This window comes from Mesorhizobium sp. ISC25 (genome assembly GCF_042295465.1).
Lineage (GTDB): Bacteria > Pseudomonadota > Alphaproteobacteria > Rhizobiales > Rhizobiaceae > Mesorhizobium.
Window position 1 is genome coordinate 1,403,094 of sequence record NZ_CP135441.1, and the last position, 12,079, is coordinate 1,415,172.

Consider the following 12,079-nt stretch of genomic DNA (forward strand, 5'->3'; position numbering starts at 1 on the left):
CCGCTTCGCGGCGGGCGAGGAACCCAGGTCCTAGGAGGTCGGAGGAACAGCCCCTCTGCCCTGCACTCAGACACACAGAAAAGGGGCAGTGGGGTGCCCCTTCTTCCGGTTGCCTGAAACGGTCACCTCCTCTCAAGCTTGGCTCTCAAAGCCGGCAGCGATGGCGATAACCGTCGTAGCCGACATAGGTGTCCGAGTACGGGTCGTAGCTCTGGTAGCGATTGAGGCAGCGCCGGACGTGCCAGGAGCCGCCGTCTTCCTCGATATAGACGGTGCGCGGCTGGGCCAGCGCGCTGCCGAGCAGGAAGCCGCCGACACCGGCGGCAATGCCGATGCCGAGGTGCTTGTTGTAGTGCTTGTGATGGGCGGCCGACGGCTCGACCGTGCCGACCAGCATGGCGGCGGCGACAGTGGTGGCGACGAGGCCGGAAACGATGGTGCGATTGAACATGACGATCTCCTTGTTGTGGGAGGCGATCCAACCGCCTCTTGACCATCAGTCGTCGCAACAAGGAAAAAGGTTCGAAGATCTTTTTGGATTTTTTCTCGACGGGGAAAATCGCGCGCCATGATCCTATCAGCCGCGCGTACGAACGGTCGCGCCGTCGACAGTTCACCGGAACAATCGGCAGGCCTCAGCCCATGCCGGTGATATGGCGAAGCCAGAAGGCGAGCGCGATGAAGCCGATGATGGTGGTAACGCCGGTCCAGTCGATATTGGCGCGCTTCAGATCCTTGACGAGCTTCACCAGGAGAACCCAGGCCACAACGACGAGCGGGAGAATGATGACAAACCTGATCATGCGACAGCCTCGCTGATGCGATTGCACCTTCGATCAATATAGGAAGCGAATTGGCCGTTTTCAGGACGCCCTGGCGGCAGAACCGGCGCGTTCGCCGGGAACCGAAAAACGGAGTTTTGTCTTTACTGGCGCATCAAATATGCTAACCGGAGCGCCGTGCCCTTGTAGCTCAGCTGGTAGAGCAGCGGTTTTGTAAACCGAAGGTCGGCGGTTCGATCCCGTCCGGGGGCACCAGTACGGGCTTCTTGAGACCTGCGGGGCGCTTGATATCTGCTCATCCCCGATATCCACAGGCCGGGGCCGTCAGGATCGGTAGCACATCAGCTTCAACGCATATATTCCCTAGCGGAAACCATAGTTCCCTAGCGGAAAACTTAGGAGTCTTCGTTGGAGCAGAGACGCACGACCACCCCCTTCATCAGCGGCATGTTTGGTGGCGTTGTCGTCTTCGCCTTCGCCTTCGGCTTCCGTTTCCTGATAAGTCCTGACCCTGATCCTGCATCAAGAGCAACGACAAGTCTTTCAGTACTGGCCTTCGCCATTTGTTTCGGCGCGGCATTCCTTCGCGAGCATCGACGCCAGATTGCCGCCGCCCGAGAATTTCTAAGCCGCCCAAGAACGTACTAGGCCCCACGCGTTCCCGACCGTCCCCCCTCGGCGAACCACAAATTTTGCGTGAGTTACCGGGTTAATCTGACATCAGATTGCGCTTTGGCGTCTCATACCAGGAGATGCCTAGCCTATTTGTGGCTTGCGCTTACAGGGCCGTCATTTCGGCCTCTCTCCGGGCTCCGGGCCATTTAACAGCATTCGATTCAATTGCTCCAGTGTATATTAGCACTCGCTCAATTGAGCGCGCCGACAATGTCGGTGCGGCGGGCCAAAAACCAAAGGGTGTTGTCATGCGAAGTGATTTCGCCGCGGCGCGCGAGCTTTTGGAGTGCGCACAAAACCGCCTCTGCGGCGCGGATGAAACGAGCCGATGCGTCAACGAGGCCCTCGACGCGCTGATTGAAGAAATAGCCATCGCGGAATTCCGCAAGGCGCCACTGACGGTCGTGCCGTTTCCACGAGCACGGCCGCCTAAGCATGTTCGGTAGAGCGCTGATCGCCCGCGTTGACGAAGAGTCGGCAACTGGTGTTTCCGCAATCGCCCGTTCGAGCGTCGTTGAACGACCAAGCCTTTGACGATAGAGTTGCCCGACACTGGTGCTCAGAAACCCGCGATCTGATCCTATGTCACGCTGTGGAGATGTCTACGAGAACAAGGTGACCGGCGAATATGCCGTCATCCTGCGTGGCACCGAAGACCGCGGCCAGGGACCTGGCATCGCTCATCTGACCGCCCGGCCGGGAGCCGCAGTGGTGGGCGAGCACTTCCACCCGAACCTGACGGAACGGTTTACCGTCCTCCGCGGCTGGCTCGACGCTTGCATCGCCGGGAAGACTTTATCCCTGGGGCTTGGCCAATCCGCCACGGTCGAAGCAGGCGTCGCACATGATTGGTGGAACAGCAGCAAAACCGAAGAAGCGCATGTGCTGGTCGAAGTCGACCGGGCGCCAGGTGCGGACAATGTCGACCCGAACCGTTTCGAGCTGTTGATCGGCATGCTCTTCGGCCTGGCCAATGCCGGCAAGGTGGACAGAAAAGGCAGACCTTCGCCGCTTCAGGCGGCAGTCATCGCCAGGGAATTTGCCGACGTGATCGTCTTCACGCACCCGCCACCTTCGATTCAGCGAGTGGCGCTGGGGATCCTGGCGCCACTCGGCCATCTGCTCGGCTATCGCGCGATCGACCCCGACTACTGCAAGCCGCACGGGCATGTCACGCCGGCTCCTGAAATCCTCGCTCGAGCAGGCCTAACGGCTGGGTGATCCGGGTCGATACTGGGCGCCCGGCATTTTTGTCGGCAGCCATACACAGCACTCGCGGCAAGCTCTATGAAGCACTCGCGACCTGACCGGATATCGCGGCCCTGTCGAACGTGTTTCTCACCCTGACCGACTTGTAGACATAGGCGACCCAGATCCCGGTCAGTACAAAAGAAACTGCGGGCATGACCGGCGCACCCCCTGCAAGCACCAGGCTCACAGGAGCGCTCATAACCGCTGAGATCCACACCGTGTCCAGAATAAACACGATTGGTATTGCAAACCACTGATACAGGAACAGCTGCTTGAAGCGGGAACTCCGCCGCAGCATTGCAACGAACACGATCACCTGAAGCACCAGAAACACCAGCAACAGGGCAATCTCGCCGTAGGCCGCCAAGGCGCCATTTGGCAACGTCATGAGGTGCCGGTAGCCGTCACTCGAAGAGAACAGCTCAGCCAGCGTGCGGAAAGGTGCCAAGCATTGTCCAATCGCCAGCAGCATAAGCCAGCCTCCGAAACCTACGAGAGCCGAAGTATCCTGTAATGGCCTTGCGGCTGACCGAACGGCAAAGAAAACAGGCACGCCGATCAGCAGCAGCAGTATGGCCCAATGCCAGATGGAAATCTGCATCCAATCCCTCCCTTGATGCCCTTTTAGGTTGTAACAGATTGCAAGCTCAACTCAAGAGGCAACATCGAGAGGAAGCGCTGCCTGCAGACCCGTCAGCGCTATATTTCTGGGACGATGCTATTTCCGGCAGGATGCTGCCATGTCGCGAACTCTGATCGTCGTTGGTCTCAGCATAGTCGCCGTAGGCCTGCTGTGGCCTTGGTTGGCCCGGACCGGCCTTGGCAGGCTGCCCGGCGATATCGTGATCGAGCGTGAGAACTTCAGGCTTTATGTCCCCATCACCACGGGGATACTGGTCAGCATCGTACTCTCGGCCATTCTATGGCTGATCAACCGTTAGGCGATGCTCCGGCTGCGGCGATTTGTGTTGCAGGCCCTACTCGCCCTTGATCTTCTTACACTCCTATCGCCGCCACCAATATCCTGTTCTGCCTCCGTATCGCCGTGCGCAGCTCAGCAAGCCTCGCCTCCTCGCGCTTCACGAATTCGATGAACATCATGTTCATGTTGTTGAAGATGAGTTCGCCGAGCGCCGGCCCGTCGATGTCGCGGCGCACCAGGCCGAGCGCCTGCAGGCGGGCGATCAGCGCGCGGATCTGCTCGGTCAGGGCGCGGTCTAGCGCGGTATAGGCCTGGCCGAACGGGCTGTCCGGCAGTTGCGTCGAGATCGCCATCGCCTGTCGCCACATCTCCTTGCTGAGATAATGCAGCGAATGCTCGATATAGATGCCGAGCAGCGTGTCCAGCGCGTCGCCGACATTTGCCGGCGGGTTGGCCACCACACCGCGCCCGGCATTGAGCACCTCGTTGACCTCCATCGAAACGATCGCGCCGAGGATGTCGCCTTTGTTCTGGTAGTAGTTGTAGATCGTGCCGACCGAGACTTCGGCCTGCGCGGCGATGGTTTCGATCTTGGCGCCTTCATAACCGGCATCGCGGAAAAGCGCCGCCGCCGCCTCGATTATGCGGCGGTGCCGATCCGCCTTCTGCCTTGCCCGCAATCCGCTCATAGCGGCTGTTTGCCACAAAAACAGAATTGACTCAATTTTAGAATTGGTTCAATTTTTTGCTACAAGCCAAAAAGGCAAGGGAGAACACTCGATGTCCGTCAATCCAAAGACCCCCAATCCAACCGTCAGGAATCCGCTTTCCGTTCTGAAGAGCCGTCTCCAAGGCGCGTGTGCCGCGGCTGCACTGCTGCTGGCGGCTGGCAGCCTCGCTCAGGCGCAGGACCTCAACGCGCTGATCTGGTGCGATCACGCCGATCCGGCGCTGCTGCAGCCGTTCGAGGAGGCGAACGGTGTCAAGGTCAATGTCAAGGAGTTCGAAGGCACCGGCGCCGGCCTGGCCATCGTCGAACAGTCGCAGCCCGGCGACTGGGACGTGATGGTGATCGACAGCATCGACATACCGCGCGGCGTCGAAAAGGACCTGTTCGAACCGCTACCGGAAGACAAGCTGCCGCTGGCCGACCTGTTTCCGCAGGTGAAGATGGATGGCTCCACCGTCGTCGACGGCAAGCGTTACGGCATCACCGAAAAGTTCGGCTACAACACGATCGGCTACAACAAGACCAAGGTCGACCCGGCCGACATGCAGTCGCTTGCCGCGCTGACCGGCGACAAATACAAGGGCAAGATCGCAATCTACGACTATTACCTGCCGGTCATCGGCATGGCCGCACTGGCGATCGGCAAGAAGACGGCGGAACTGACCGAAGCCGACCTTCCCGCAATCAAGGAAGAGCTGCTCAAAATGAAGGCCAATGCCAAGCTGGTCGGCGAAGTGACCGCCAGCCAGACGGCGCTGGCGACCGGCGAGGTCGACATTCTGGTCGGCGGTGGCGAATGGGTGACAGCGGGGCTGGCCAAGGAAAACCCTGCGCTGGACTTCTCGATCCCGAAAGAAGGCGCCGTGCTGTGGTCGCAGTCGCTGGCAATGTTCAAGGATTCCAAGAACAAGGAGCTGGCGCTTAAATTCATCCAGTACATTATGAGCCCCGAAGGCCAGGCGCGGCTCGCCACCTCGTCCTGCTACTGGGGCATGCCGGCCAACAGCAAGGCGGCGTTGAGCGACGAGCAGAAGAAGATCCTGCGCTTCGACGAGCAGCCGGAATTCCTCGCCCGCGCGCAGTCCTATCCGGCGCCGAACGCCGATCTCGACAAGAAGATGCAAGACGTCTGGACCGAAATGCTGCAGGCGCAATGACCGGCTACCGGTCGTGAGCGCTGCCACAAAGAGTGAGCGTGCCCTGCCCTGGGCGCTGGTCACGCCGGCGCTCGGCTGGACGTTGCTGTTCTTCGTGCTGCCCTTCGTCGCCATGGCGGTATCCAGCCTGACGGCGCATGAAGCCGGCGGCTTCACGCTGTCCAACTACAGCCAGTTCTTTGCCAATCCATCTTACTGGCAGGCGATGGTGAACTCGCTGCAGGTCACCGCCATCGTTACTGTGATCTCGGTGCTGCTTGCCTATCCCTTTGCCTGGATCCTGGCCGAGCAGGTGCCGGAGCGCTGGCAGCGGCTGGCGCTGATGCTGGCGGTGCTGCCGTTCTGGACCTCCTATGTCGTGCGCTCCTATTCGTGGCTGCTGGTGCTGGCGCAGAACGGCGTCGTCAACCGGGCGCTGACCGGCTCCGGCCTGCTCGGCGAACCGCTGCAGCTCGCCAATACGCGGCTAGCGACCGTCACCGGCTTCGTGCATTTCTTCGTCATGCTGCTGACGCTGACGATCTTCGCCAATCTGAAGCAGCTCAGCCCCAGCTACCGCAAGGCCGCCGCCGACCTCGGCGCCGGGCCGGTTCGGACATTCCTGCATGTCGTTCTTCCGCTGACCTTGCCCGGCATCATGGTCGGCGCCTTCCTCACCTTCGTGCTGTGCATCGGCGATTACATCACGCCGCAGATCCTCGGCGGCAACAACGAGCTGTTGATGCCGCAGCTCGTCATGATGCAGATCGGCCGGCGCGGCGACTTTCCGCTCGCCTCGGCGCTGTCGATCATCCTGATGGCGGTCGTCACCATCGCCTATCTCGCCTGCGCCCGCTGGCTGAAGATCGAACGGGCCTGACCATGCGTGCTCTCATCCGCCTCGTCTCCGGCCTTTACGCCATCGCCATCTACGGCTTCATCTTCTTGCCCGTGGTCGTTCTGGTGCTGTTTTCGCTGCAGGCGACGTCGTTTCCGATCCCGCCCTTCACCGGGCCGTCGCTGCGCTGGTACGAGGCCGTGCTCGCCGACACGCGGCTCACCTCGGCGCTGGTCAATTCGCTGCTGGTGGCGGTCGTCTCCTCGGCTGTCGCCGTCACGCTCGGCTTCCTCTCCGCCTGGGGTTTTGCGCGCTTCGCATTGCCGGCCTCGGGCCTGATGCGCGGGCTGATCACGCTGCCCTTGACCGTCAGCTATCTCATCATCGGCATGGGGCTGCTGGTGCTGTTCAATTGGGCCGGCGTGCCGAAGTCGCTCACTGCCGCCGGCATCGGTCATGTCGTGATAAACCTGCCGCTCTGCTTTGCCATCGTCTATAGCCAGATGGGCGACCACCAGATCAATATCGAGCGCGCGGCGCGCGACCTCGGCGCGCCCGAATGGAAGGTGCTGCTCTTGATCACGGTGCCTGTCATGGCGCCGGCCATCTTCGCCGGCTTCTTCCTGTCGATGACCTTCTCCTGGGACGAATTCGTCATCTCGTTCCTGTTGACGCGCTTCGACACGACGCTGCCGGTCGAGATCTGGAACCTGCTGCGCTCCGGCCTCAATCCCAAGACCAACGCCGTCGGCTCGCTGGTCTTCGCCGTCTCCATCGTACTGGTGGTATTGTTCGAGCTGATGCTGTTGCGGAGGAAGCCGGCATGAGTGCGCCACTGGTCGATATAAGCTCTGTCTCGCATCGCTTCGGCCAGCACACGGTGCTGAAGAACGTCTCGCTGACGATCGAGCCGGGCAGCTACACGATCCTGCTCGGGCCGTCCGGCTCCGGCAAGACGACGCTTCTGTCCATCCTCGGCGGCTTCGTCACGCCGAGCGAAGGCAAGGTGCTGATCCGCGGCGAGGACTGCACCGCCGTGCCACCGGCGAAGCGGCCGACGACGACCGTGTTTCAGGATTATGCGCTGTTCCCGCATATGAGCGTCGGCAGCAATGTCGGCTTCGGTCTGCGCATGCAGGGCGTCGATGGCGAAACCCGGGCAGCAAGGGCGCGCGAGGCGCTGGCGCTAGTTGGGCTGGCCACCGCCTTCGACAAGAAGCCGCACCAGCTTTCCGGCGGCCAGCGGCAGCGCGTGGCGCTGGCGCGCGCCCTGGTGGTCGAGCCGGCGGTGCTCCTGCTCGACGAGCCGCTCGGCGCGCTCGACCTGAAATTGCGCCGGCAGATGCAGGACGAACTGAAGGCGATCCAGAAACGCGTCGGCACCGCCTTCATCCACGTCACCCACGACCAGGAAGAGGCGATGGCGCTGGCCGACCATTGCGTGGTGATGAATGACGGGCGCATCGAGGACGAAGGACCGCCCGAGCGTGTCTATGCACGGCCGGCGACGCGCTTTTCCGCGACCTTCATGGGCGAAAGCACGCTGATATCGGGAACGGTGACCGAGGCGAAGAGCGGCGAGATCACCGTCACCACGAAGCTTGGGTCGCTCTCCGTGCCCGGCACATTGCCGGCCGGCTCGACCGTTGCGCTGGCCATCCGGCCTGAGCATCTTGTCCTCGGCGCAACCAGTGGCGCCGTGGCGCTCGGCATGGTCAAGGTCAGCGACGTCGTCTTCCAGGGCAGCTTCAAGCGCGTGCTGGGGGCCTCCACGACCGACCCGGCGCTGCACTTCATCGCCAAGGTCCCGGCCGCATCGGCCGTCAAGCCGGGCGACGTGGTCGCGGTATCGTGCGATGCTGGCGACATCATCCTGCTTGCGGACTGAACATGAGCACGCTTCCAACCATCGACGCCGGCCACTGGTACGAAACCATCCGCATGGGCGATGGCGTGACGCTGATCCACGAGCCGTGGATCAAGCCGTTCTTCCGCTGCAACATCTGGCATGTGCGCGGCCGCGACCGCGATCTTCTGTTCGACACCGGCCTCGGCCATTTCAGCCTGCGCCGCCACGTGCCGCTGCTGACGGAGCGCAAGCTCACCTGCGTGGCCAGCCACACGCATTTCGACCATATCGGCTGCCATCACGAATTTCCCGACCGCTGCGTGCACCCGGCCGAGGCCGAGATCCTCGCCGACCCGCGCAATGAATGGACGGTTGCCGACCGCTATGCCACCGACGACATGTTCGACGGCATGCCGCAAGGCTGGGACACGAAGCGCTACCAGATCCTGCCCGCACCAGCCGGCCGGTTGCTCGAGCAAGGCGATATCCTCGATCTCGGCGACCGTGCCTTCGAGGTCATCCACACGCCCGGCCATTCACCCGGCGGCATTGCGCTCTACGAAAACAGGACGGGCATCCTGTTTTCCGGCGACATCGTCTATGACGGCCCGCTGATCGACGATGTCTATCACTCCGATATCGACGACTATGTCGAAACGCTGCTGCGCATGCGCGATCTCGATGTCTCGGTCGTGCATGGCGGCCATTTCCCGAGCTTCGGCAAAGTCCGCTATCGCCAGCTTGTCGACGAGTATCTCGCGCAAAAGCGCCAGGCCGGCTGCCATCTGTTGCAGGCCCGATAAGGACTAGCACTGTAGCGTCAAAGTGCCCTTTGCGGACAGGGTGTCCCCGCCGCGTCGCCGCAGCGTGACGCCGTAGGCTGGGGTCTAAAACTCTTTTCCTCCGACTGGCGCACCAGTTCCGCGAAAGCCAGGGCAAAACTTGCCAGCATCAGGAATACGATAATCAAGCGTGCCAGCGGCAATAGATCGGCCTCGACTGGTTAGCCCCCACGCCGCCCGTCCGCTGCCGGCTAACATGATCGATATGGCTTTACGAGAGTTTAAGGCGAGTCTTAACCATCACATCATTTTGTCCTCCGACATGATGCGCGAGTGCGGCTTGTTTGGCCGCCAACTCAAGGCACCTCCCCTCCCTTTGCAGAAATGCCCACCCATGCTAACCCGGCGCTGGCGCGGCCCAGCAACCGGTCGCCGCCCATCGGTCGCCAGACGGTCGTCGCCAATCGGTTGTCGTTGAGAGCCATGAGCAAAACCGCCAGCCGTTTCGCCTTCGTCTCATCCGGTACAGCCGACGCCAATGCGGCGCTGGAAAGCCTTTCTGCACGTTACGGCCAGGCATCCGTCGAGGAGGCCGGGATCGTCGTGGCGCTCGGCGGCGACGGCTTTCTGCTGCAGACCCTGCGCGAGACGATGAGCACTGGAAAGAAGGTCTACGGCATGAACCGTGGCACCATCGGTTTTCTGATGAACGAATACCGCGCCAGCGGCTTGACCGGGCGCATCGCGGCGGCCGTTGCCGAAACGATCCGTCCGCTGGAGATGCAGGCGGTGACGGCGGAGGGCGAGACGATTTCGGCGCTGGCGATCAACGAGGTCGCGCTTTGGCGCCAGTCCTACCAGACCGCCAAGATCCGCATCACCGTGGACGGGCAAGAGCGGCTGGAGGAATTGCACTGCGACGGCGTGATGATTGCGACGCCGGCCGGCTCGACCGCGTATAATCTGTCGGCGCACGGGCCGATCCTGCCGCTCGACGCTCCGCTGCTGGCGCTGACCCCGGTCAGCCCGTTTCGTCCGCGCCGCTGGCGCGGCGCGCTGCTCTCCAACAAGGCGATCGTGCGTTTCGACATTCTGGAGCCTGAAAAGCGGCCGGTTAATGCCGCCGCCGATCACACCGAGGTCAAGGCGGTGACGACGGTCACGGTGAGGGAATCGCCGACGGCAACGGCGACGCTGCTGTTCGATCCCAACCATTCGTGGAACGAGCGCATTCTCGCCGAACAGTTCAGGTATTGAGCCTGCGCGACAGCCACTGCGCAAATTAAGCATCGCGATTAAGGTTACGACTTCACAATCGCGCCAATGCCGCCCGTTTGTGTTGACAAATCGTGGGCTTGCGCCTACCTGCAATACCAATCTTGCAGGCGCGCGGCGCTTGCCGCGACTGCTTATGTTGCGCCCCCGAACCAGCCAAAGACAGCCAAACTTGTCCTCAGACGCCCAGATCGCTCAAGAAGCGTTGACCTTCGCAGACCTCGGCCTGTCGCCGAAGGTCCTTTCCGCAGTTACCGATGCCGGCTACACCGAGCCGACGCCGATCCAGGCTGGCGCCATCCCTCACGCCTTGCTCGGCAAGGACGTGCTGGGCATAGCCCAGACCGGCACCGGCAAGACGGCGTCCTTCGTCCTGCCGATGCTCACTCGCCTGGAGAAAGGCCGTGCCCGCGCCCGCATGCCGCGCACGCTGATCCTAGAGCCGACGCGCGAGCTTGCCGCGCAGGTCGAGGAAAACTTCGTCAAATACGGCAAGAACCACAAGCTCAACATCGCGCTGCTGATCGGCGGCGTGTCCTTCGACGAGCAGGACAAGAAGCTCGAGCGCGGCGCCGACGTGCTGATCGCGACCCCCGGCCGCCTGCTCGACCATCGCGAGCGCGGCAAGCTCCTGCTCAACGGCGTCGAGATCCTCGTCATCGACGAGGCCGACCGCATGCTCGACATGGGCTTCATTCCCGACATCGAGCGTATCTGCGAGATGATCCCGTTCACCAGGCAGACGCTGTTCTTCTCGGCGACGATGCCGCCGGAAATCACCAAGCTCACCGAGAAATTCCTGCACGCGCCAGTGCGCGTCGAAGTGTCGAAGGCTGCGTCGGCCGCCACCAACATCATCCAGCGGCTGGTGAAATCCGGGCCAAAGCCCTGGGACAAACGCGAGACGCTGCGCAATCTGATGAAGGCCGAGGATGCCGAGCTGAAGAACGCCATCATCTTCTGTAACCGCAAGGTCGAGGTGTCGGAGCTGTTCCGCTCGCTGCTGAAATATGATTTCGACGCCGGCGCCCTGCATGGCGACATGGACCAGCGCGCGCGCATGCAGATGCTGGCCAATTTCCGGGACGGCAAGCTGCGCTACCTCGTCGCTTCGGACGTCGCGGCGCGCGGCCTCGACATTCCCGACGTCAGCCATGTCTTCAATTACGACGTGCCGATCCACGCCGAGGATTATGTCCACCGCATCGGCCGCACCGGCCGCGCCGGACGCTCCGGCAAATCCTTCACCATCGCGACCAAGTCGGATACCAAATACATCGACGCGATCGAGCGGCTGATCGGCACCAAGATTGAGTGGCATGACGGCGATTTGTCGACGGTCGTCGCCAGCGAAGGCGGCGAGGATGAGGCGCCGCGCCGTGGCCGCGGTGCGCCACGCCGCGCCGGCCGCAAGGACGACGCCAAGGACAGGGGCGAGCGCAAACCGCGTGAACGCCACGCCAAGCGCAGCGAAGATGCGGCGCCGGAAGCGGTTAGCGAGGAACAGCCGGTCGTGGCCGAAGCCACCGTCGCCGACATAGGCGAGCGGCGTACCCGCAAAGACGCGATCCGCTCGGAAAACAGCGAGCGCCAGGCTTCACCTGAACGGAAGGCTTCGCCCGATCGCAACGAACGGCGCGCGCCCGAACGCGGCGACACCAGGCCGCAACGCGAGCGCCCTGCCCGCCAGCGCCAAGAAGACAACGACGCGACCGTCGGCTTCGGCGACGACATGCCGGCCTTCATGCGCATCGTCGCCAAGGTCTGATACTGCGCTCGCGCGTACACCGACGCGCGAAGCACGTAAGCCGACATAACACGGCCTCGCTTCACGCTGAG

At 62.3% G+C, this 12,079-nt stretch carries 15 protein-coding genes and 1 tRNA gene; 12 read left to right on the plus strand and 4 right to left on the minus strand.

The genetic code is table 11. The features are described from left to right. Positions 1 to 145 precede the first annotated feature (145 nt). Together RQ479_RS07020 and RQ479_RS07025 are read right to left on the minus strand one after the other, a co-directional pair. Positions 146 to 451 (minus strand): BA14K family protein, encoded by a 306-nt coding sequence (locus tag RQ479_RS07020; protein WP_376704543.1) that lies wholly within the window; start codon positions 449 to 451, stop codon positions 146 to 148. 184 nt (positions 452 to 635) lie between these two features. Beyond that, positions 636 to 803: a hypothetical protein gene (locus RQ479_RS07025; RefSeq protein WP_292661863.1), complete on the minus strand. Its 168-nt coding sequence runs from the start codon at positions 801 to 803 to the stop codon at positions 636 to 638. A 158-nt stretch (positions 804 to 961) separates the two neighbouring features. Between RQ479_RS07025 and RQ479_RS07030 the strand changes: the two genes are divergently transcribed. The 4 genes from RQ479_RS07030 to RQ479_RS07045 all read left to right on the plus strand — a co-directional run bounded on the left by RQ479_RS07030 (position 962) and on the right by RQ479_RS07045 (position 2,678). Further along, a tRNA-Thr gene (locus tag RQ479_RS07030) sits at positions 962 to 1,037 on the plus strand. Positions 1,038 to 1,190: 153 nt separating this feature from the next. Then, on the plus strand, positions 1,191 to 1,430 hold the full coding sequence (locus RQ479_RS07035) for a hypothetical protein (RefSeq protein WP_376704544.1): 240 nt from the start codon (positions 1,191 to 1,193) through the stop codon (positions 1,428 to 1,430). Positions 1,431 to 1,705: 275 nt separating this feature from the next. Beyond that, positions 1,706 to 1,903, plus strand: a complete 198-nt coding sequence (locus RQ479_RS07040; RefSeq protein WP_376704545.1) for a hypothetical protein — start codon at positions 1,706 to 1,708, stop codon at positions 1,901 to 1,903. Between the two features lie 136 nt (positions 1,904 to 2,039). After that, positions 2,040 to 2,678: a cupin domain-containing protein gene (locus RQ479_RS07045; protein WP_376704546.1), complete on the plus strand. Its 639-nt coding sequence runs from the start codon at positions 2,040 to 2,042 to the stop codon at positions 2,676 to 2,678. Positions 2,679 to 2,742: 64 nt separating this feature from the next. Here the strand turns inward: RQ479_RS07045 and RQ479_RS07050 are convergent, their stop codons facing one another. Beyond that, positions 2,743 to 3,309 carry a DUF2569 family protein gene (locus tag RQ479_RS07050; protein ID WP_376704547.1) on the minus strand — a complete coding sequence of 189 codons (567 nt, stop codon included), beginning with the start codon at positions 3,307 to 3,309 and terminating at the stop codon, positions 2,743 to 2,745. Between the two features lie 139 nt (positions 3,310 to 3,448). Between RQ479_RS07050 and RQ479_RS07055 the strand changes: the two genes are divergently transcribed. Further along, positions 3,449 to 3,649: a DUF2905 domain-containing protein gene (locus tag RQ479_RS07055; protein WP_376704548.1), complete on the plus strand. Its 201-nt coding sequence runs from the start codon at positions 3,449 to 3,451 to the stop codon at positions 3,647 to 3,649. Positions 3,650 to 3,704: 55 nt separating this feature from the next. Here RQ479_RS07055 and RQ479_RS07060 read toward each other — a convergent pair whose 3' ends face one another. Then, the gene (locus RQ479_RS07060) at positions 3,705 to 4,319 is read right to left on the minus strand and encodes a TetR/AcrR family transcriptional regulator (RefSeq protein WP_376704549.1); all 615 of its coding nucleotides are present in this window, start codon (positions 4,317 to 4,319) and stop codon (positions 3,705 to 3,707) included. A gap of 91 nt (positions 4,320 to 4,410) precedes the next feature. On the opposite strand from RQ479_RS07060, the gene RQ479_RS07065 reads away from it, so the two are divergent. The 7 genes from RQ479_RS07065 (at position 4,411) to RQ479_RS07095 (ending at position 12,008) form a co-directional block, all read left to right on the plus strand. Next, complete coding sequence (locus RQ479_RS07065) at positions 4,411 to 5,517, plus strand: spermidine/putrescine ABC transporter substrate-binding protein (RefSeq protein WP_376704550.1); 1,107 nt, start codon at positions 4,411 to 4,413, stop codon at positions 5,515 to 5,517. A gap of 13 nt (positions 5,518 to 5,530) precedes the next feature. Beyond that, complete coding sequence (locus RQ479_RS07070) at positions 5,531 to 6,376, plus strand: ABC transporter permease (RefSeq protein WP_376704551.1); 846 nt, start codon at positions 5,531 to 5,533, stop codon at positions 6,374 to 6,376. A 2-nt stretch (positions 6,377 to 6,378) separates the two neighbouring features. After that, positions 6,379 to 7,161, plus strand: a complete 783-nt coding sequence (locus RQ479_RS07075) for an ABC transporter permease (protein ID WP_376704552.1) — start codon at positions 6,379 to 6,381, stop codon at positions 7,159 to 7,161. Beyond that, positions 7,158 to 8,222, plus strand: coding sequence for an ABC transporter ATP-binding protein (locus tag RQ479_RS07080; protein ID WP_376704553.1), 1,065 nt, complete (start codon positions 7,158 to 7,160; stop codon positions 8,220 to 8,222). Before RQ479_RS07075 ends, RQ479_RS07080 begins: the two co-directional genes overlap by 4 nt. Before the next feature lie 2 nt (positions 8,223 to 8,224). Then, positions 8,225 to 8,986: an MBL fold metallo-hydrolase gene (locus tag RQ479_RS07085; RefSeq protein ID WP_376704554.1), complete on the plus strand. Its 762-nt coding sequence runs from the start codon at positions 8,225 to 8,227 to the stop codon at positions 8,984 to 8,986. Positions 8,987 to 9,448: 462 nt separating this feature from the next. Then, positions 9,449 to 10,222, plus strand: a complete 774-nt coding sequence (locus RQ479_RS07090; protein ID WP_023679915.1) for an NAD kinase — start codon at positions 9,449 to 9,451, stop codon at positions 10,220 to 10,222. A gap of 190 nt (positions 10,223 to 10,412) precedes the next feature. Further along, complete coding sequence (locus RQ479_RS07095; protein WP_376704555.1) at positions 10,413 to 12,008, plus strand: DEAD/DEAH box helicase; 1,596 nt, start codon at positions 10,413 to 10,415, stop codon at positions 12,006 to 12,008. The last annotated feature ends 71 nt before the right edge of the window (positions 12,009 to 12,079 follow it).